The 19,703-nt window shown below is 32.6% G+C and carries 20 protein-coding genes; all 20 read right to left on the bottom strand.

Going from position 1 to position 19,703, the window contains the following annotated elements:
• Window positions 1–8: 8 nt before the first annotated feature.
• Window positions 9–878, bottom strand: coding sequence for a cupin-like domain-containing protein (locus tag C1X07_RS09520; RefSeq protein WP_103069780.1), 870 nt, complete (start codon window positions 876–878; stop codon window positions 9–11).
• Window positions 879–889: 11 nt separating this feature from the next.
• The gene (locus tag C1X07_RS09515) at window positions 890–2,428 is read right to left on the bottom strand and encodes a phytoene desaturase family protein (protein ID WP_103069779.1); all 1,539 of its coding nucleotides are present in this window, start codon (window positions 2,426–2,428) and stop codon (window positions 890–892) included.
• The gene (locus tag C1X07_RS09510; RefSeq protein ID WP_241507224.1) at window positions 2,425–6,123 is read right to left on the bottom strand and encodes an MMPL family transporter; all 3,699 of its coding nucleotides are present in this window, start codon (window positions 6,121–6,123) and stop codon (window positions 2,425–2,427) included. Before C1X07_RS09510 ends, C1X07_RS09515 begins: the two co-directional genes overlap by 4 nt.
• Complete coding sequence (locus C1X07_RS09505; protein ID WP_103069777.1) at window positions 6,120–7,307, bottom strand: DUF2062 domain-containing protein; 1,188 nt, start codon at window positions 7,305–7,307, stop codon at window positions 6,120–6,122. Before C1X07_RS09505 ends, C1X07_RS09510 begins: the two co-directional genes overlap by 4 nt.
• 21 nt (window positions 7,308–7,328) lie before the next feature.
• A complete protein-coding gene (locus C1X07_RS09500; protein ID WP_103069776.1) occupies window positions 7,329–7,700 on the bottom strand; it encodes a hotdog family protein in 372 nt (123 codons plus the stop codon).
• A 33-nt stretch (window positions 7,701–7,733) separates the two neighbouring features.
• Entirely contained in the window at window positions 7,734–8,351 is a 618-nt protein-coding gene (locus tag C1X07_RS09495) for a hypothetical protein (protein WP_128755234.1), read from the bottom strand.
• Entirely contained in the window at window positions 8,332–8,958 is a 627-nt protein-coding gene (locus tag C1X07_RS09490) for a LolA family protein (protein WP_103069774.1), read from the bottom strand. The genes C1X07_RS09495 and C1X07_RS09490 overlap by 20 nt, the downstream gene beginning before the upstream one ends.
• A complete protein-coding gene (locus C1X07_RS09485) occupies window positions 8,951–9,730 on the bottom strand; it encodes a polysaccharide deacetylase family protein (protein ID WP_103069773.1) in 780 nt (259 codons plus the stop codon). Before C1X07_RS09485 ends, C1X07_RS09490 begins: the two co-directional genes overlap by 8 nt.
• Window positions 9,724–10,740 (bottom strand): beta-ketoacyl synthase chain length factor, encoded by a 1,017-nt coding sequence (locus C1X07_RS09480; RefSeq protein ID WP_103069772.1) that lies wholly within the window; start codon window positions 10,738–10,740, stop codon window positions 9,724–9,726. Before C1X07_RS09480 ends, C1X07_RS09485 begins: the two co-directional genes overlap by 7 nt.
• Complete coding sequence (locus C1X07_RS09475) at window positions 10,740–11,939, bottom strand: beta-ketoacyl-[acyl-carrier-protein] synthase family protein (protein WP_103069771.1); 1,200 nt, start codon at window positions 11,937–11,939, stop codon at window positions 10,740–10,742. The genes C1X07_RS09480 and C1X07_RS09475 overlap by 1 nt, the downstream gene beginning before the upstream one ends.
• Before the next feature lies 1 nt (window position 11,940).
• A complete protein-coding gene (locus C1X07_RS09470; RefSeq protein ID WP_103069770.1) occupies window positions 11,941–12,198 on the bottom strand; it encodes a phosphopantetheine-binding protein in 258 nt (85 codons plus the stop codon).
• Window positions 12,198–12,821 (bottom strand): beta-ketoacyl-[acyl-carrier-protein] synthase family protein, encoded by a 624-nt coding sequence (locus C1X07_RS09465; protein ID WP_103069769.1) that lies wholly within the window; start codon window positions 12,819–12,821, stop codon window positions 12,198–12,200. Before C1X07_RS09465 ends, C1X07_RS09470 begins: the two co-directional genes overlap by 1 nt.
• On the bottom strand, window positions 12,818–13,963 hold the full coding sequence (locus tag C1X07_RS09460) for a beta-ketoacyl-[acyl-carrier-protein] synthase family protein (RefSeq protein ID WP_103069768.1): 1,146 nt from the start codon (window positions 13,961–13,963) through the stop codon (window positions 12,818–12,820). Before C1X07_RS09460 ends, C1X07_RS09465 begins: the two co-directional genes overlap by 4 nt.
• A 7-nt stretch (window positions 13,964–13,970) precedes the next feature.
• Window positions 13,971–14,411 (bottom strand): acyl-CoA thioesterase, encoded by a 441-nt coding sequence (locus tag C1X07_RS09455; protein ID WP_103069767.1) that lies wholly within the window; start codon window positions 14,409–14,411, stop codon window positions 13,971–13,973.
• A 5-nt stretch (window positions 14,412–14,416) separates the two neighbouring features.
• A complete protein-coding gene (locus C1X07_RS09450; protein ID WP_103069766.1) occupies window positions 14,417–14,854 on the bottom strand; it encodes a hypothetical protein in 438 nt (145 codons plus the stop codon).
• A gap of 10 nt (window positions 14,855–14,864) precedes the next feature.
• Window positions 14,865–15,746 (bottom strand): LpxL/LpxP family acyltransferase, encoded by an 882-nt coding sequence (locus C1X07_RS09445; RefSeq protein WP_103069765.1) that lies wholly within the window; start codon window positions 15,744–15,746, stop codon window positions 14,865–14,867.
• A 16-nt stretch (window positions 15,747–15,762) separates the two neighbouring features.
• On the bottom strand, window positions 15,763–16,005 hold the full coding sequence (locus tag C1X07_RS09440) for an acyl carrier protein (protein WP_103069764.1): 243 nt from the start codon (window positions 16,003–16,005) through the stop codon (window positions 15,763–15,765).
• A 10-nt stretch (window positions 16,006–16,015) separates the two neighbouring features.
• A complete protein-coding gene (locus tag C1X07_RS09435; protein ID WP_103069763.1) occupies window positions 16,016–17,233 on the bottom strand; it encodes a beta-ketoacyl-[acyl-carrier-protein] synthase family protein in 1,218 nt (405 codons plus the stop codon).
• A gap of 15 nt (window positions 17,234–17,248) precedes the next feature.
• A complete protein-coding gene (gene fabG, locus C1X07_RS09430) occupies window positions 17,249–18,004 on the bottom strand; it encodes a 3-oxoacyl-ACP reductase FabG (protein ID WP_103069762.1) in 756 nt (251 codons plus the stop codon).
• A 98-nt stretch (window positions 18,005–18,102) separates the two neighbouring features.
• Window positions 18,103–19,638 carry an HAL/PAL/TAL family ammonia-lyase gene (locus C1X07_RS09425; protein WP_103069761.1) on the bottom strand — a complete coding sequence of 512 codons (1,536 nt, stop codon included), beginning with the start codon at window positions 19,636–19,638 and terminating at the stop codon, window positions 18,103–18,105.
• Between the last annotated feature and the right edge of the window lie 65 nt (window positions 19,639–19,703).

Below are 19,703 nucleotides of genomic sequence, written 5' to 3'. Positions count from 1 at the left end.
GTTATTGATTATTTACTCAAATTTTTATTTGTCTTTTTTTCGGCTACTTGTTCTTTATAGTCCAACCAATTTTGTCCTCTAAACCTTCGCATCAAATTATCGAAATGACGCATTACAAACACATTATAAAGCATAAACAGTACTCGTTTTGGTTTTCTTGGCAATGCTCTTAAGGTCATAGAAAACCCACCATCCAAGTATTTTATATAGTGCCAATAACCACTGGGCATAAACAATGCATCTCCATGATTCATATGCGCTTGTATCCCTTCTGCGAATTGCAAGGCAGGATAACGCTCGAAGTCGGGATTATCCATATCAATTTTATCAATATTATGAATAGAAAACGGAACTTTATATAAGTATTTTGTCTGCTCTGGAGAGAATAATGTAACACTTTTGTTTCCATGAAAATGAAAATGCATACTATCTGGTAAATCAATATCGTAATGCATAAACACTTTTGAATTTCCTCCTCCAAAAAATAAAGCCGGTAATCGCTTAAAAAACTTCAATCCTATGTCTGGGTACTCAAAATCTTTTATTAGTTCTGGCATACTATCCAAAATGTTATAGAAAAAAATACGCAAATCCGTAGGCTCTGTTTTTAAAAGTTCAATATACTGGTAAAGCTTCATTTTTTTTACTGGTGCGTAGACACTTTCTTTATCTTTGGCCGGTTTGTTGTCATATAATGGAACTATTTGATCACCTGCTCTTTTTTGTATATAATCTAAGTTCCATTTTTTATATGCCCCCCATTCCTTGGTTAGACCTTCAATTAATACGGGACGTTGCGGCTTATAATAGTGCTCGATAAACTCTTCTTTAGAAATATTCTTAACACGTGTTATTGGCGTTGTTTTAAATTGTCCCATATCAATTGGTTTTACTGTGGGTCTTTCTCTTTATTGCTCTCTAATATTTTGTTTAACAAATATTCTCTACCCACAAGTTCTGATGATGTAATCACTGCACTGATAGTCACTCCCAAAATTCCATGCATATTCAGACTTTGCCCTGTAAACAATAAGTTTTTGATTTTAGTCCTTGGCGACACAAAAGACTTTAAAGGATTATTAACATCTTTTACATACCCATAAGCAGCTCCTCTATTGTTACCGATATAATCTCTATATGACAAAGGTGTAGAGGTATACACTTCTTGAATACAGCTTCTAATTTCGGGAAACTTTTTCTCTATTTCTTTAATAAACGCTTCAGCTTTTTGAGCTTTAAACTCTTCATATGTTTGTCCTCGATCATTTTTATGGGCAACAGTATTAAAAGTATTTTCCCATGGTATTACCTCATCATAATTCATATAGGTCATTGCGGTAATACTTTCCCCCCACTGATCTGTATCTTTTTTTACCCCCATAGAAACCATATATGCTTCTGGCCAACTTTCTTGAGTATAATCCTGAGCAGTCCATATACTATTTTCTCCTTTAAAATGGTAGTAGTTTTTATTACGATATTTAAAAGTGTTTGGCTTTAAAACAATATATAGGCTAAAGGTAGAGATAACACTTTCTATATTTTGCACCCTATTTATATACGATTTTCGGAGTTTTTGCCCTCCTATTAACTTTAATGTTAATTTTGGATCAACATTAGAAATAAAAGTGGTTCCTTTAATTTCTTTCCCGTCTTTTGTAGTTACTGATACTATTTCTTTATCATCAAAATTAAAAGCTACAACTTCTTTATACTTATATGCTTCTCCTCCAAATTTTTTAAGTTTCCGAATTAGTGCTTTAGAAATCTGACTCCCTCCATTTACACAACGATAAGCGCTCTCTATATATGAGTTTACGGATAGTGCGTGAACATAAAAAGGAGTAGTTTTACCATCACCCGCATACAACAAATTTGAACCCGACAGAACAGAAATAAGTTTTTTATTTGTGGTAAGGCTTTCTATATATTCTTTTGCACTTTCTTCAAAAAGCTCTAAATTTTCAATATAGGGCTTACCATGTTTTAAGTGATATAACGGAAACTGATTACAGGTCTCTTTTAATTTTGCACAATAGCTTTTGATAGCTTTTTCTTCCTCTGGAAATTGATCTATAAGGGTTTCTGCAAAGTTTTGATATCCTTGAGCATGCTTATATTCTGTTTGATCATTACCAAAAGTAATGATATCAAAACCATCTTCATCCATTTTTTTTAAATTGAGGTCATCGAGAATATCAAGATATTTGAAATATTGATAAAGATTTTGACCTTCAGAAAGCCCTCCAATATAATGTACCCCAGTATCAAAAATAGTCTTATCTCTTACAAATGTTTGTAAATTTCCGCCATATTGATTATTTTTTTCTAACACACATACCGTGTAACCTTCTCTTGCCAAAATGTTTGCCGAGATCAATCCGCCTAAACCACTTCCGATAATTACTACATCGTATCGATCCTTCATTTTCTAATTGTTATTTGTTTTCTAAAGATTATAAGGTTACTATTTTGATATTCTTTTTTAAATACATCGATATTTATATCTTTTGCATAAGATATACTATCTTTTAATAAAATAATAATATCAAAATCTTGTTGTTTTTCTTGTGTTAATAGAGGACTTTTATTAACAGACAAATTTAGAATCAGCACATTTGCTTGTAGTGCCAGTGCCTCTTTGCATGTATCGGCAATTGTAATCTTACTATTGTTATTTGTGATATAACTATTCCTTACTATTGCGCGTCTTGTTTTATTTTCTAGATAGCTAAAAAGCTTGCGGTCTACAGCACGTAAAGACAATAGAAAATCTAGTTGTCCCGAATCTTTAGACAGATGGGTTATCGTGTCCTTTTCACCAATAGAATTTGTAATTATGTGATATATTTCTTTATACAATTGTAAATCCTTACGAACCTCTTTGTACAGTACATCTCCTTTGTACCTATACTCCTCTAGCACAATAGAGTTGAAATAATCATCTTGTTCGATTTCTTTTCGAAGTAAACTAAATTCTTTTCTAAAATAAACTCCTATTTGTTTTGCTTTTTTTGAATAACTCTCTCCAAAACTAGTATCTGAACTCGATATCCTATCCAATATTTTTACAGTAACACTTCCATCTTTGATCACAAAAGTTCCTTTTGGCAACACTTCAGAGTTACCATGAATCAGTACTGGGATTATATCCAGATCGAACTTTTCTGCAAGATAAAACGCTCCTTTATGAAATCGTTTAATTTTGTTAGTATTAGACCTTGTTCCTTCGGGAAATGCCATTAAAGAATATCCCTGCTCTACTTTTTCTTTTAAATGATCCAAGCCATTTTCAATACCACTAGAGACAGGATAAAACCCAGCTAATTGCACTGCTTTTCCAAAAACCGGAGAATTATACACCCAATCATTTACCAGAAATATAATTTTAGGGTGTAGCATCCCAATCGTTAGAATGTCCAGAAAAGATGTGTGATTTGCGATAATTACAGCTTGTTTATCAAATGTCTCGCTATTTAGGTTGCTAATTTTCTTTTTTACAAAAGGATTCGAATACAATACCGATTTCATAAATTTTGAAACAACCCTATGAAACCATTTCATCTTTACTCGCTTGTTTACAGGAATAACTTTTATTATCGATACACTAAAGATAGATAGCAAAAATCCACCTAATCCAAAATAACCAAAGGATAGCATCCCATGTATAAATACCCGCAATGTAATTGGTCTCTTGGTTTTGCTTCCAATAAAAAGAGTAAATAATATAGGTTGAACTGTAAAAGAAACAAAAACAGCAGATAGAATTCCAATAATAGAAACCAATGAGATTGAATATAACGCTGGGTGTTTAGCAAAAATCAATACCCCTACTCCCAAAATGGTCGTGATTACAGAAAGGATTATTGATGTTTTGTGTGTTGGCAGTGCTTTTTCTCCAGTTTTATATTCGGTAAGCAATCCATTGGTAATAAATATGCAATAATCTATACCAAGTCCAAAAATAAAAGTAGATATAATTATATTAAAGATATTGAACTCTACGCCTAACAGCCCCATAATACCGATGGTCAATAGCCATGTCAAAAATATTGGTATACTGGTAACCAGAGTAAGAGAAAAGCTTCTATAAAATAGTATAAGAATGATAAGAACTACAATGAGCGAGTACTTTATTAGTGTATTAAAATCATTTTTTAGGTTTCCCAAAAAAGTTTCATTCATATGTTGCCGATCAATAAGCATTAGATGCCTTCCGTTTTTAAAGGTAGCTCGTACTTGTTCAGTTTTTTGCTTATCTACTTTAATTAATGAGGCAACAGTGGTAAAACCCTGCCTAGAAGTGATATAATCTTCTAAATCAAATATCGACAAAGAAGCATAATCATTTGTTTCTAATGGCTCGAATTCTCTATCCAAAAGAGTATAAAATGTTTGAAAAGTATTCGCTTTAAACCCTAATTGCTCACCACTTTCTATAAGGTTATTTTTGGTATTTTGTATATTTTGATCACTCCAAAACCTTTGCCATAAAGCAATTTTTCTATTCTGATTTTCTTTAGAATGCACAAATGCTCCTACCGAACTAAAATTGATGATTTCTTTTTGTTTTTTGAGTGCTGCCAATTCTCTATAAATACTATCATTAACGATCAGTGCTTTTTCTTCAGTATTACCGTATGCAACCAAATACATAGATTTCTTAGTAATATTCATCAAGCGATCCAATCGTTTTTCTGCTTCTTTTAAAACCTCGGATTTATAATTTAGCTTTTCTAAATCTTTATCAAAAAAGACTTTCCCGTAAGTAAATGCGCTAATTACCAAAACGATTACAAGGACACTAATACTCCATCTGTTTTTATGCAGCTTATAAGCTGCAAGACGATCTATACTCGTTTTCTTTGTTTTTCCTTTAACAGGATCTGTATATACTTGGGGGATAAAAAGTAGTGCAAAAAAGGAAGCTCCTAAAACACTTATAGCAGCAAAAATCCCCAAATCTTGTAACGCCTGAGAGCTTAAAAACAAAAGACATAAAAATGCGCATGCAGTGGTAAGACTACTCATCAAAACTGGCTTACTTATATCTTTATATAAACTTTTGATATCTGCATTACCCCTAATATGTGTAAGAATATGTAATGAATAATCTAAGGTCACTCCCAATAATACAGATCCAATACCTAAAGAAATAGCAGAAATTTTTTCTCGAACTAAAAACAATACCGTTATAGCTAGCAATCCCCCAAAAACTGTAGGAATAAACAAAATTACTGGAATAGTTATTCTTTTATAAAAGAGCATAAGAATTAACAATAGTATGGTAAGTGCTACACCTACCGTAAACTGAATATCTTTTTTGATTTGTTTGGCATTGGCAACGGCGATTAGTGTCGCTCCAAAATACTCACTCTTTACTTTATCTTCAAATTCTGCATTAAGGATCTTATTGATCTCATATAAATCAGCTACAAATTTTGCATTTTCAGAGGTCTCACTAGATTTTAGCGCGGGGTTTATAAATAATAGAATATTCCTCTGATCTTTGCTTAACAAAAACCCATTATGCAACGTAAATTGATCTCCTATATTAAGTTGCTGTAGTTTTTGAAGTGCTATAAATGACAACCCCAAAGGATCTTTTAGTATTGTTTTTTTGGCAACAATCCCTGTTGGTGAGATTAGCGTTTTGTAATTCTTGTTTGTGATTACATCAATACTATCTTTCTGAATTTTATTTTTTATAACCTGATAATCTTGTTCCTCAAGAAATAATGGTAAGTTTTGATAAACAAAATCTAAGGTTTTAAGAATATTGTCATCATCTACTTTTCCTTGGATACTCTTAATATACGAGCCAGATTTCTTGTTAACATCTTCTAGAAAACGAGAAGCATAATCTGTTAAATCATCGACAGACCCAAGAGAGTCAATCATGATATTTACTATAATCTTATCTGCAAAATTTACTGTTTTAAGCACCTTTTGAGCATCACTGGTCTTATTATTATCAGGAATTAACTTTGTTATATCTTCTTCAAATTCAATTTTTGAAGCCATAAAAATCAATCCTAAAAACAAAAGTGCCACAACAATAATACTCCAAGGTTTTTTGGATGAGAAATATTCATGTATCTTAATAAAAAACGCACTCATCATTCAACTCTATTTCTTTTATTATACAATGACAAAAGAATATAACTAAATCCTCCTAGAGTAACTGCTGTAGCAATTGCTAAAGAAAAACTACCTATAATATAAATTTTCAAATCTTTAAAGAAGTTATAGTTTTCATTTATATCCTCTATCGAAATCTTATGATTATCTCCCAAAATAAAAGCTCCAAATTTTAAGCTTGCAAAAACAATAAAAGGGATAAATGGCGGAAAACTTACGTTAGAAAAAGCAAAAGCTATTACTTTATTTAGTTTAAAAAAAATTGCTAAAAAAATCACTAACATAGTGTGAAACCCCCAAAGAGGAGATAACCCAATAAAAACCCCTAATGCTAGAGACAATGCTTTTTTTTGAGGAGAGTCCTGGCTTTTTAAAAGATCCTCGAAGAAAAAACGTTTAAATCCTTTTTTTTTAATTTTTCGAAATAAATCTCTTGGCTTGACATAAAAGAAAGTAACTATAACTAACCAGGTATTAAGAATACTTATCCTCGTAAAGTCTTTAAAAGGTCTAAAATGTGAAACTCTTTCAGACTCGTCATACAGTACTTGTATAGGAATATTTTTTACCAATATACCACTCCATGCCGCTTTTACAATAGCCTCTATTTCAAATTCAAATTTTGTGGTACAAAAACTTAACTTCTCCATTGCTTGTATAGGGTATAACCTATATCCTGATTGAGTATCCTTGAGCTTTAGCCCTGTCTCTACCCAAAACCAAAAGTTAGAGAATTTATTTCCAAAACTACTCTTTTTTGGCACACTTTCCTGGTTCATATTTCTGGCACCAATCAAAAGGATATTTTTGGGATCTGACAAGTCTAATGTATTAATAAAAACAGGGATATCTTCGGGAAAATGTTGCCCATCTGAGTCAATCGTAATCGCAAATTGGTATCCTAATTTTCTTGCATGCTTAAACCCAAGCCGCAAGGCATTACCTTTCCCTTTATTCTTGGGTATATGAATCTGTTCAATTTGGGAGTATTCATTTAATATTTGTGATGTAGTGTCTGTAGATCCATCATTTACAATAACAATATCGTTGGTGTACACTAGTACTCCATCAATAACTCGTTGTAGTGTTTTGCTATTATTATAGGTAGGAATTATTACACAGCAATTTAAACCCTTTATTTTGTGTTCAATAGTAATTTCCTCCATATATATCTTCCTTAATTCGGATTATCCTAGTATAAAAGTACCATTACACTTTAATGCAATAACGCCATCTGCAAATTTACTAATATTCTTTACTTTGACTACTCCATCTATTTCTGCGATAGAAACCTCCATCAAAAGTTCTGGGTTTACATGTGGATTTATCAATGCTGTAAACTTCACATTAGAAATACGCTCTAAAAAAAGTTTTTTTTCTAGATGTTTTTCTACAATTTCTTTTATAATTTGAATCATACACACCCCAGGAGTCACAGGGTTACCGGGAAAATGCCCTTCGAATATTTTATGCCTCTTATTCAATGATATATGTGCATGTAGGAGCTCCTTTTCAACCAAGGTAACCTTTACTACGGTATAAAAATCTTTTATTAACATTTTTCGTTCATTATTGGATATTTCTAAGCTTTACTAATTCAGATAAAACAGGTCAATGGTAAGTGGTAATTTTTTATGTAGAATCTTTATTTTTTTTGCAATATCTCCTTTCACACTACTGAAGCTAAAAACAATTTTCTCTTTTGTTTTTGTGGTATGTACAATTCTTTGCAATTCTTTAGTCTCCAAGTCAACAAAATAATGATTATATCTCTTATCCAATATCGAGCGATAAATCATATTTTCTTTATCCCGAAACATTTTAACTGGCACAACATTTTCCTTGATAAGAGTTTCAAAATCTCTTTGAAAAATTTTTAAAACTGCACCTTTATTTAACTGTTCAATGGCATAGTGTGTTTTAAAACCTTCTTTCCCTATCTCAAAATCAAAAATCTTATTCCCAAAATCTGTTGTAAAAACTATTCGATGGTTTTGATCTCCAAGTTTTTTAACGATTAGAATTCCTCCAAAATTAGTGTCAAAGGCATTTATCTTAGCCTTATATACATAATCTTGAGTCTTATCAGAAAAGTAAAAATTATGATAAATAGCTACAGAGGGAGCAACCTCTACTGCTGCTTTGGTGGTTGACAAAGCACAAGAAGATAAACCACTAAAAACAAAAATACTAATGATGAAATACCTCATTGAGAACCGTAGTGTTTCTTTTTTTATTTTTGAATACTATTAACGTATAATCGTCTGAAGGTTCTATCATTTTCACTTTTACTACATCAGCCGTTTTTTTATCAAAAGTAAGCTCAAAACTTGCTATAAAACTAAGCATATTCTCCTTTTTAGGAATAAATCTCACCATATAAAAATCATCAACCCTATAATAGTTTATTACAAATTCTTCATCATTAAACATATTCCCTTTTACACTATTAATGATAAGATTATTGAAATTTTTAAACATTTTACTAGAACCAACATCAATATTACTCTTATCTCCTCCATCATTGACAAACAATTTATTCTCGTTAAATATCGCAGTATACTTGTAAGGCTCTGTATATTCCCATTTAATCAGGTTAGGAGATTTAAAGGCTAGTTTACCAACCGTTTTAATATCGTTATTCAAAAAGTTAAGATGTTTATATTGCACAAAATCACTTACAATTGTTTTGGTAGTATTTGCTGTTTTTACAACTGCTTGTTTAAATGCAAGTGCTTCTTGTTTGTCTAAAGGACTTTGTGCAAATACTCCTAGAAATGACATAAAACAAATAAATAGAAAAGTAGTATTACGCATATTCTTTATGGTTAAGTAATGTTTCTAATGATATTGTTTGATAATTGTTGTTTTGCAAAAATATCAATAATTGTTCCAAAACAGGAAGTATCCTTTCGTGAGAATCATGAAGCAAAATAATAGCCCCAGGAGCAATTCTTTTTGTAATTCTGTTTAGTATTGCTTTATCATCTTTTATCACCGTATCTAATGACCTAATATTCCAACCAATAGTTAGATGTTCTGTTTTTTTAACGGCTTTAGCAATTGAGGGATTAGTAACTCCAAAAGGAGGTCTGAAGAACTTCACTTTTTTATCAATATTGTTTTTTATCAACTCATCTGTCTTTTTTATTTCTCCAATAACTTTTCTTGCTCCATAAAAGCCAAAAAAATCACTGTGAGAATACGAGTGATTCCCTATAATATGCCCTTCTGCATCGATTCTCTTAACTATTTCTGGATATTGTTCTATATTCTTACCAATGCAAAAAAAAGTAGCCGTTGCATTATATTTTTTCAGAAGACTTAATACCTCTAATGTATACTTATTACTAGGACCATCGTCAAAAGTGATAACAACTTTTTTTTCTGTAATTACATTCCTTTTATTATATACTTTCAAGTGATAACTCCACCTGATATTAAAAGACCCTACTACCGTAAAAAACAACCAAACAACTGCCAACATCACATAAAATAATGCAGGAAGTAATAGAATAAAAAAATCACAGATCAAAACACCTATTAACAATAGAACAGTTAAAGTATTTATGTTTTTAAATGTCAGCATGCTGTTAATAGGATAAAACTATGATGTTCTCCCTTGTACTGATTGTACAACAAAATGGTTTTGTATTGTGATTTTTTGATGGTATTAATTCTCAAAGCATCAGGAACGATTTGATTTCTCATCACTTTAGAAGCTCCCCACAATCCAAATGCCGAAGCGGTATAGTATTCACCACATAAGTGCTTGTATTCTAGTTGCAACGCATTTTTAAACAGAGAATCCTGTAAGCGAGAATAATACATATCATATTCGTCTCCATTATTACCTAAAACGACTACATCTATATCAGAAGCTGAAAGATTATTATTTTTTAGAAAGTCTCTTACTCTAGAAGATATCTCTTCTACTGCTATTGATTGTATACAGCTTACAGCCTGTAGAGTAGCATAGCTATTTTCTTGTTTTTCCGAAGTAACCGTAAAAAAATGCGCCCCCTCACTAAAAGGAACTTTTTGTGTATCATGGAGTAATGCATAATCTGTTATAAATTTCTTTCCCAGTTCATCGACTCCTCCTACCAAAATAGTATTTGCGGTTGCTTCATGAAGCATTAACTGGGCATCTAATAATGCAAACTCAAATGAATTAGCTCCATGCACATAGGTTACATTGTATGATTTGCATTCTAATCCAAGTGCTATTTGCGCCCCTACCGTATTGTGTGTCGATTGAATAAATGAAGTCGGAGTCAGGTATTCTTCATCATTATTAATGATTGTATTTAAGAATTTTTCAGAATCTTCAATACACCCCATTCCTGTACCTGTAATGATTGCATCTGGCTGTGTTATTCCTCCTTCTTTCAATGCCGTTTTTGCAGTGACTACTCCCATTTTTACACCAGTAGCCATTCTTCGACTTGCAACAGGGGAGATAAAATCTTTATAATTAGGTCTAATAGCGCTAATCATATTAGATTCATGCTCAATTACATTTCTTAAAAAGAGATCACTATTTAATGTTTCTTGGGCAGAAATAGAAGCAATACTATGTATGTAACACGGTTTCATTAATTCTTTGAGAATATAAGTGTTGAACAATTACCTCCAAATCCAAATGAATTAGACAAAACATAATGTAATGCTTTTTCTTTCACTTCGGTTACTGGGCACATACCAAATTCTGGAATTGGGTTGTCAAAATTTAAATTAGGAAATATTACATTATGCTTTAATGCTAAAATCGAATAAACCGCTTCGATTGCTCCTGCGGCTGCCAATGTATGTCCTGTAAAGGCTTTTGTAGAGCTAAAATCAGGTATACTCTCTCCAAAAACACGTTGTATTGCAGCACCTTCTGAGGCATCATTATTAGGCGTAGCTGTACCGTGCACATTAATATAATCTACCTGCTCTGGTTTTATCCCGGCAACTTGCAACGCTTTTTGCATTGCCAAATATGCTCCTTCTCCATTTGCAGAAGAGGCCGTTTGGTGATAGGCATCATTTGCATTGCCATATCCAGCTATAAATGCCAACACCTCTTTCTTTTGTTCTTGTATTACAGTGTTGGATTCTAACACTATAAATGCAGCAGCTTCTCCAAGGTTTAATCCTTTTCTGTCTGCATCAAAAGGTTTACAATCGGTATCTGACAAAATCATTAATGTCTTGAATCCATTAATAGTAAATTTTGACAAACAGTCTGTTCCTCCTACAACTACCCGATCCAATTGTCCTGTTTTTATTAAACGAGCACCTAGCATAATCGCATTAGTCGCAGATGAACAAGCTGTGCTTATTGTGGTTACAAATTCAGAAATCCCCAGCTGCTTAGCTATCTTCTGAGTACTATCGCCTGCATGGTGACTTGTTATGTATTTCTGGCTTTCTATATCCGATCCAAAAGTATTACAATACTTTTCTGTCATGTCCATCCCTCCAACACTTGTTGCAGAAATCAACCCTGTTCTATACTCTTTTATGTTTCTAATCTTGGCATTTGCCAGTGCTTCTTTACCGGCAATACAGCCCAGCAAAGCTGTTCTAGAGTAATTATTCTCTTTAATTAAGCCAAGTCGTTCTGCTAGTTCTTCATTTGTCAATAAAACTTCACCAACTTTAATTACATCCTTATGTTTTGTTTGAATGTTAACAATGGGAGCAATTCCTTTTTTTGAAGAAATCAGTGCATTTAAGTTTTCTTCTACAGTGTTACCTATAGAAGAAATAATACCCATACCTGTTATTGCTACCCCTTGTTCAGACATTTTATTTTGTTCTATGTGTAGTAATATATGAGGCTAAGGATGTAATCGATTTAAAAATTTCTTTTCCTTCCTGAGGGTCAGTTATTTTAATCCCATAATCTTTATCAAGAATTACAATAAGCTCTAAAGCATCAATAGAATCCAAACCCAATCCATCACCAAATAAGGCATCATCATCAGCTATATCAGAAGAGGTAAAATCTTCTAAATTGAGTTGTTCAATAATATTCTCTTTAAGTTCTAGTTTTAATGCTTCCATTAGTTTTTTTGATATAATGTATTAATATTTTCTTCTGTGTGTTTAAATTGACCATCTTTACTTACAAGATACATAAATGCATCATACTGATCCTTGTCGACATCTACCCATCCACATAATACATGAGTACATTTTTGGGCATTAATCAAGGCTGTTGAATACTGCATTAATGCTTTGGCATTAAATTTTTCAAAGACAAAAAAGGCATTTTCTCCTTGTATCTCATGTCTGATACTAATTTCTCCAACTCCAATATTTGGTAATGTGTATACAAATACGGCGGGGCTAGGGAAATAATTATTCTTATCATTTATGGTATCCTGATGTTTTCTATCAGTATCCAAACTAGCACTGTTATTCGACAGTACAATAGCCATGTCTCCTTTATCTTTTGGCAAAACAGAAGCTTGGTTACATATAAATTCTGCAGCCAAAAAAGCGAGTTTACTGATAGTATCCATTTTAAAAAATTTGGCATAGTCATTTACATGTTCTTTGTAAACTTGTTTTAAAAATTCATTACAAGAAAGACTACTGTCTTTTATTACAATTTCCTTTCCATTATGAAAAATCATATTGTCTTTAATGCTACAATAGCTTGCTATACCAAAGTTATTTTTCAAATGTTATGTTTTTTAAAAAGGACTGCTGTATTACAACCTCCAAAACCCGAAGCTGTTTTTAAAAAAGTGTTTACGTCTTTTGATTGTTTACTTTTGATAATATTTATAGGCTCAGACACTCCCAGTTCATCAATTCCTATAGATGTATATAGGGTATTGTTTTTCATAGTATGCAAACCAACAATGGTTTCTAGTAATCCTGATGCTCCCAATGTATGCCCATAATATCCTTTTAGACTATTTATAGGAGTATTTCCCAAATTCGCCCTGTTTACCGCAATAGCTTCCATTTCATCATTGTATAGCGTTGCTGTCCCATGAGCAGATATGTAATCTATATTTTCGGTCTGGATATCGGCTTCTTTTATCGCCGATTGTATACTTTTATACAATCCTTCTCCATTTCTTGAAGGACCAGAAATATGGTTAGCATCATTACATGATCCATCGCCAATAATTTCGACAACCTCATTTGTTTCTTTTTCAGTTGTAATAGCTACTGATGCGGCAGCCTCGCCAATAGTTATTCCTTTTCTGTTTTTTGAAAAAGGTTGGCAAGGTGCATTGCTAATAGCTTGAAAGGCATTAAATCCAGATAATGTGAATTCTGAAACAATATCTCCACTTACAACAAAAGCATTATCATAGAAATTACTCTGAATTAATCTTTTTGCAACTGCGACTGCAAGAATCCCTGACACACAAGCATTAGATACAATAATGGGGTCATTTTTAAATCCAAAAAAAGTTTTGATTTTATTTCCTAGTACTGGCAAATACGCTCTATCTGGCGAAAAAACACTCTTTTCTGAATGCAATACATCAATATTCCCTTTTGTGGTAGAAATGACCAATGCTGTTTTATTGGTGATAGAGAATGAAGCTTTAGAAATTGTATCCTGCAAAGAAAGAAGCATCATTTTTTCAAGTTTTGTAAACCTTGCTTCATCATCAATTTGCCGAAATGCTTGTTCTAATGTATCGTTTTTAATTATTGAAGCATAAAAAGGGGACGCAGACATAGCTATATCAGAGTGCAATGCAATCCCAGTCTGTTCTTGCGCAATCTGAGCAATATTCTTTACACTAGTAAACCCGAGTGGTGACACTATATTATCTGCTGTAATAAAAACTGATCTCATTATTGTTTTATACTATCTCCATTTGTTGTTTCCATATTTCAAAAAAGGGTGGATTTGTTAGTGATAGTTCTCCTTTATCATCTACAAATACCTGAACAGTCTCTCCTGTACATACAATATTTCCTTCTGCATTTAAAATTTTATATAAAAAAATCATTTTGGCCGCAGAGGTGTTAACAAACGTAGTCTCTATTGTAGCAATTTCACCATATCGCAAGGGTAATTTATGTTCGCATAGTGACTTTACAATTGGCGTTGCGTATCCATTTTTTTGAACATCCAGATACGAGATTCCGTATTTTCTTCCAAAAGCTTCTCTCCCATCTTCAAAATAATGAATATAATAACCATGCCATACAATCCCCAGTGGATCGGTTTCATTAAACCGTATTCTTATATCATAGGTTGCCTTATATTTTGTTGCATCGGCATGCTCTTTCTTCTTCATTGCACTTACTTTTTCAAAACAGTTTTCATTTGAGCAGTCATAATAATCTCACCATCTAATCGAGTGGTTCCTTTAACCAGAGTTACATCCATTATTTCCTGTAAAATTACTACTTCTGTTTCCAATTGGTTTCCTACTGATGGAAGCTTACTTATCTCAACTCCTTTAATCGCACCGATATATCCTTCTGGAGCTTGTAAATTATTAATATAAAAATGATATCCTGTATATAGGGCTACGGTTTGCGCCATGTGTTCAATGAGACCGGGTTCGGTAAGTTTATCATTGTCAACAAAAATATTCTTACCAGTAACTGTAAGTCCCGAAATCACTTTTGCCGCATCATAATATAGTAATGAGTCTACCATTATCATTGGCGCTCTTTGTGGAATAAGCTTTAGAATAATATCACTATCTGTTATTTTCTCTTTAAGTAAATTCATTTGCTTTCCATTAATTTATATCATTCCAAAAGTCAAAATAGTTAAACCATTGTAATGGATATTTTTCAAGAATCCATTCTACATTGTTTGTGTATTTTTTAAGTAGGTCTTGAGAATCTCTATGTTTTACCTCTGCCGTTCTTGCATACAAATGATAATGTTTACTGGTTTCTTTCATTACATACACAAAGACTACAGGAACTTTTAATCTTGACCCTATCAAAAAAGGTCCTGCAGGAAATCTTGCTTCCTTACCCAAAAGCTCCCCTGTTAAGAACTTTGCTCCTTGTACATATCGATCTCCGGTAATACAAATCAGTTCATTTCTAGATAGTGTTGTATTAATCTCAAAGATATGTGAAAGGTCATCTTTGATGATAATAAATTTTATATTGGATTTTACCATCACACTTTCCAGGTATTCTTTAATTGCACGATGCTCAGAATCTGTTGTCAACAAACTTATTTCTGGATTTTCATCAAGCTCATTCAGAAAATACTCAGCGATTTCAAAATTTCCAACATGAGCACTAATGAGTATACCTCCTTTTTTCTGACCTAGTAGTTTCTTTAACTCTTCTATACCATCAAAATGATATGTAAATTTATTTCTTAGTCCTGATGAGATTGCAACTTTATCAATAATAGTCTGACCAAATCTATAATAACTCCTGTATATTCCCAGAATACTTTTTACCACTGAATACCCTCGCCTTTTATGAAAATAATAGTAGCTGGATTTTGTACTTTTTCTAGAGAATAGACAAAAATAAGCTGCAACAAAATATAATAAGAAATACGCTGAAAGTAATCCTAGTTTCTTAATACAAAAGACAAATATCCTGTATCCCAAAACAGAACCTCCGGATTTTCCACTCCATTCGGCAGCCATTATTAATTCTTATTTTTTAACTTATTTTTTTTTCGATCAGATCGTAAAAATTTTGAAGAGTTACTACATCTATAAAATCTTCTCCTACTAATTTCACTCCAAAATTAGCTTCAATAGCCACCACCAAATCAACAAAATCCAAGCTATCTAACTCTAGTGTTTCTGTTAAATTCGCTTCTGGTGCAATGTCATCAACCTCAACTTCGAATTCATCTATAAGAAAGTTGTTTATTTTTTCAATAATAACTTCTTTATCCATCTTCTAACTTTTAATATTTTTTTATTATTACTGCTGAATTTGTTCCCCCAAATCCAAAAGAATTTGACAAAAATACATCAATTTTTTTATCTAGAGTTTTGCTCACCAAATTTAATTGAGAAGCCTGATCATCAGGGGTTTCCAAATTAATGTTTGGAGCTACAAAGGAATGTTGCATCATCAACATAGAATAAATTACTTCACTTGCTCCAGCCATCCAGCATTCATGACCGGTCATTGATTTTGTAGAACTAACATAGGGACCATCTTCTCCAAAAACATCAAATATAGCTTTGGCTTCATTAGCATCTCCTACCGGAGTAGAGGTAGCATGCGCATTTACATAATCTATGTCAGACGTTTTAATTTCTGCCTGTTGGATAGCTTTTTTCATGGCTCTGGATGGTCCATCAACATTTGGAGTAGATATATGCTCTCCATTAGAAGAAAATCCATATCCAATAATCTCTCCGAGAATATTTGCTCCTCTTTTAATTGCTGATTCATAGCTTTCTACAACGAGTGTAGCTCCTCCTCCACTAGGCACCAGCCCATCTCTATTGGTATCAAAAGGGCGAGATGCTTTTTGAGGGTCTTTTTCATTTACAGAAAAGACGCCTAAACCGTCAAAACTTCCCATAGCAAGCTCATTTATTTCTTGAGCCCCACCACAAATGATACAGTCTTGCAGTCCGCTTTTTATAAGCTGGTAGGCCATACCTATAGCATGAGATCCACTAGCACAAGCAGCGCTAATAGTAAAATTTATCCCTTTAAGTTTAAAGATGGTAGATAGATTCATGGTTACCGAAGAGTTCATCCCTTTAAAAATGGCTCCAGAACCAACCAAGGTTGTATCTTTCTTTTCTCTAATCTTATCCACTGACTCAATAACAGATTTTGCTGTGCTATCATTACCATAAAGTATGCCAACTTCATTCTGATCCAAAAAAGATTGATCTATATTAGCATTCTTGAGTGCTTCGAGTGTAGCAACATAAGCATATGTTCCTTCTTGCCCCAAACTAATACGTTGTCTTCTAGATAATAATTTCTTCAAATTAGGTTCTTCCACCATCCCAGTTAAACAAGAACGATATCCAATTTTTTTCCTGCCTTCATCAAAGATTATTCCTGATCTCCCATTATATAGTGATTCTTTTACTTCCTCAAGGTTTTTACCTATACAAGAATATATGCCCATTCCCGTGATTACAACTCTTCTCATGTATTCAGAATTAGTTTACGAGTAAATTCCGCCATTAATATTTATAACTTCACCTGTAATATACGATGCTTTTTTAGAGGCTAAAAACGACACTACATGAGCAACTTCTTCTGCTTCTCCAAATCTATTAGCAGGAATTAGTTTTTTTAGTTCTTTTTCATCCAACTCACTAGTCATATCAGTTTTGATAAACCCCGGAGCTACGGCATTTACCGTAATATTTCTCTTAGCCACTTCTTGAGCCAGTGCTTTTGTAGCCCCTATAACTGCTCCCTTGGCCGCAGAATAATTAGTTTGCCCTGGTGTTCCTTTTAATCCAGAGACAGAAACCATATTTATGATACGACCATATCGATGAACGAGTAATTTTTGTATCAAATGATTAGTTACATTAAAAAAGCCGTGTAGGCTTGTATTGATAACATTAGTCCAATCTTCATTCTTCATCCACATGAATAATCCATCTTTTGTAATTCCCGCATTGTTAACTACAACTTCCACAATAGCATCTTTGTGACTATCATGCCATGTATCAAGTGTTGTTTTTACATCATTTTCATCGGCTACATCAAATTGCAGCAACTCTCCTTTTCCTCCTGCTGCTATTACCTGTTCTAATGTTCTGTTAGCGGCATCTATATTGCCTTTATAATTAATTAAAATCTGATAATCTGTATCTTTAGCCAACTGGATACATATAGCACTTCCTATTCCTCTGGATCCTCCAGTTATTAATGCGTATTTTTTAAGTTCTTTTTTATCTTTTTTCATGTAAATGATAATCCTACAATACTATTACTTATTCTTTAATTGCTCGATGGGGTTGAGTATAGAAAATATGTTTAAAATCCAATATACTGCAACACCTCTTAAGAGCTTATATTTTCGTTATTTATAATAAAATCTTTTACCTTATTTACATAGGGATACATTACTACATCATCTGTAAATATAGGAACTATATTTCGTATAGAATCATACATCTTTTTGGTGTTAACAGAAACCTCATCTTTTAGATCTAAATATTCAATTGCCTGAATAATAGTTATCAACTCAATTGCCACAACTTCAAACCCATTTTCAATAACTTTTTTTGTGATCATTGCGGCATTTGTTCCCATACTAACAATATCTTGATTATCATTATTATTAGGAATACTATGTACATACATTGGATTTGACAACATTTGATTCTCGGCAGTTGTGGATGTTGCAGTAAACTGTACTCCTTGCATTCCAAAATTTAATCCTAATTTGGCAAGGTTCACAAATGGTGGGAGTATATTATTCAATTTTGAGTTAAGCAAATAGTTTAATTGACGTTCTGCCAGCATTGTCATTTTGGTCACTACAATTTTTAGCTTATCCATTTCTAAAGACACGTAATCTCCATGAAAATTCCCTCCGTGATATACATGTTTCTCTTTTACGTCTATAATTGGATTATCATTTGCAGAGTTAACTTCTTCTATTAAGATTTTCTCTACATTATTTAATGTATCCAGCACAGGACCTAATACCTGCGGAACACAGCGTAGAGAATAATATTCTTGTACTTTTTCTTTAAAAACATCAACTTCGGTCTGATCATTATACAAATATTCTTCTCTTTTTCTGATCAAAGAGCTGTTTTCTAAATGCGTTCGCATTTGTTTGGCTATCTGCTGTTGCCCTATGTGCTTTTTGGCATGATTTAATTCATATGACAAATGATCATCATACGCTTTTACAATTTCATTAATGGCGCAAGATGCAGAAACCATCCAATTCAATAATCTTCGCGTATAAATTGTATTAACTAGTCCAACTCCTGTCATTACTGAAGTACCATTCATTATCGCGAGTCCTTCTCTTAATGCAACTGTTATTGGTTCTATACTTTCTTGTTCAAAAACTTCTTTGGTAGATTTTCGTTCTCCCTTATGAAACACTTCTCCTTCACCAATAAGCGTTAAAGCCAAGTGCGCTAATTGCACCAAATCTCCACTTGCTCCTACGCCTCCGTGTTCATAAATAAGAGGAGTGATTTTTTTATTAATCATAGAAATCATCACACTTACTACGGACTTATGAACTCCAGAATTCCCTAAACAAAGTGTATTCAAACGAGCTAACATTGCTGCTTTTACATACATAGAAGGGATGGGATTTCCTGTTCCAGATGCATGACTTCGAATCAAATTATACTGCAATTGATTTCTTTCTTCATCATTGATTCTATATTGAGCCATTGGTCCAAAGCCAGTATTTACCCCGTATATAATTTTGTTCTCAGAAAATTTTTTTAAAAAATCGAAACTCTCTTCTACAGTTGCTAACACACTATCGTCTATCTCAATCGATTCATCTTGAAATATGATTTTATAAAAATCTTGTATTTCTAATTTTCCTTTAAGTACTGGCATTTATATTTTCCTCAAATTTTTAATAAATAATATTTTAATAACTAAAAGTAAAATAGTTATTTTGG

Source organism: Aquimarina sediminis (assembly GCF_002895435.1).
GTDB lineage: Bacteria > Bacteroidota > Bacteroidia > Flavobacteriales > Flavobacteriaceae > Aquimarina > Aquimarina sediminis.
Note: the sequence above shows the minus strand (reverse complement) of the source record. Positions and strands in the feature narration are given on the sequence as shown.

Excerpts from the sequence above, each read along its gene's own strand:
- C1X07_RS09505 (WP_103069777.1), bottom strand. The coding sequence starts at position 7,307 with ATGGAGGAAATTACTATTGAACACAAAATAAAGGGTTTAAATTGCTGT.
- C1X07_RS09455 (WP_103069767.1), bottom strand. The coding sequence starts at position 14,411 with ATGAAGAAGAAAGAGCATGCCGATGCAACAAAATATAAGGCAACCTAT.
- C1X07_RS09490 (WP_103069774.1), bottom strand. The coding sequence starts at position 8,958 with ATGCGTAATACTACTTTTCTATTTATTTGTTTTATGTCATTTCTAGGA.
- C1X07_RS09450 (WP_103069766.1), bottom strand. The coding sequence starts at position 14,854 with ATGAATTTACTTAAAGAGAAAATAACAGATAGTGATATTATTCTAAAG.
- C1X07_RS09470 (WP_103069770.1), bottom strand. The coding sequence starts at position 12,198 with ATGGAAGCATTAAAACTAGAACTTAAAGAGAATATTATTGAACAACTC.
- C1X07_RS09515 (WP_103069779.1), bottom strand. The coding sequence starts at position 2,428 with ATGAAGGATCGATACGATGTAGTAATTATCGGAAGTGGTTTAGGCGGA.
- C1X07_RS09440 (WP_103069764.1), bottom strand. The coding sequence starts at position 16,005 with ATGGATAAAGAAGTTATTATTGAAAAAATAAACAACTTTCTTATAGAT.
- C1X07_RS09480 (WP_103069772.1), bottom strand. The coding sequence starts at position 10,740 with ATGAAACCGTGTTACATACATAGTATTGCTTCTATTTCTGCCCAAGAA.
- C1X07_RS09520 (WP_103069780.1), bottom strand. The coding sequence starts at position 878 with ATGGGACAATTTAAAACAACGCCAATAACACGTGTTAAGAATATTTCT.
- fabG (WP_103069762.1), bottom strand. The coding sequence starts at position 18,004 with ATGAAAAAAGATAAAAAAGAACTTAAAAAATACGCATTAATAACTGGA.
- C1X07_RS09495 (WP_128755234.1), bottom strand. The coding sequence starts at position 8,351 with ATGAGGTATTTCATCATTAGTATTTTTGTTTTTAGTGGTTTATCTTCT.
- C1X07_RS09460 (WP_103069768.1), bottom strand. The coding sequence starts at position 13,963 with ATGAGATCAGTTTTTATTACAGCAGATAATATAGTGTCACCACTCGGG.
- C1X07_RS09485 (WP_103069773.1), bottom strand. The coding sequence starts at position 9,730 with ATGCTGACATTTAAAAACATAAATACTTTAACTGTTCTATTGTTAATA.
- C1X07_RS09500 (WP_103069776.1), bottom strand. The coding sequence starts at position 7,700 with ATGTTAATAAAAGATTTTTATACCGTAGTAAAGGTTACCTTGGTTGAA.
- C1X07_RS09425 (WP_103069761.1), bottom strand. The coding sequence starts at position 19,638 with ATGCCAGTACTTAAAGGAAAATTAGAAATACAAGATTTTTATAAAATC.
- C1X07_RS09475 (WP_103069771.1), bottom strand. The coding sequence starts at position 11,939 with ATGTCTGAACAAGGGGTAGCAATAACAGGTATGGGTATTATTTCTTCT.
- C1X07_RS09445 (WP_103069765.1), bottom strand. The coding sequence starts at position 15,746 with ATGGCTGCCGAATGGAGTGGAAAATCCGGAGGTTCTGTTTTGGGATAC.
- C1X07_RS09435 (WP_103069763.1), bottom strand. The coding sequence starts at position 17,233 with ATGAGAAGAGTTGTAATCACGGGAATGGGCATATATTCTTGTATAGGT.
- C1X07_RS09510 (WP_241507224.1), bottom strand. The coding sequence starts at position 6,123 with ATGATGAGTGCGTTTTTTATTAAGATACATGAATATTTCTCATCCAAA.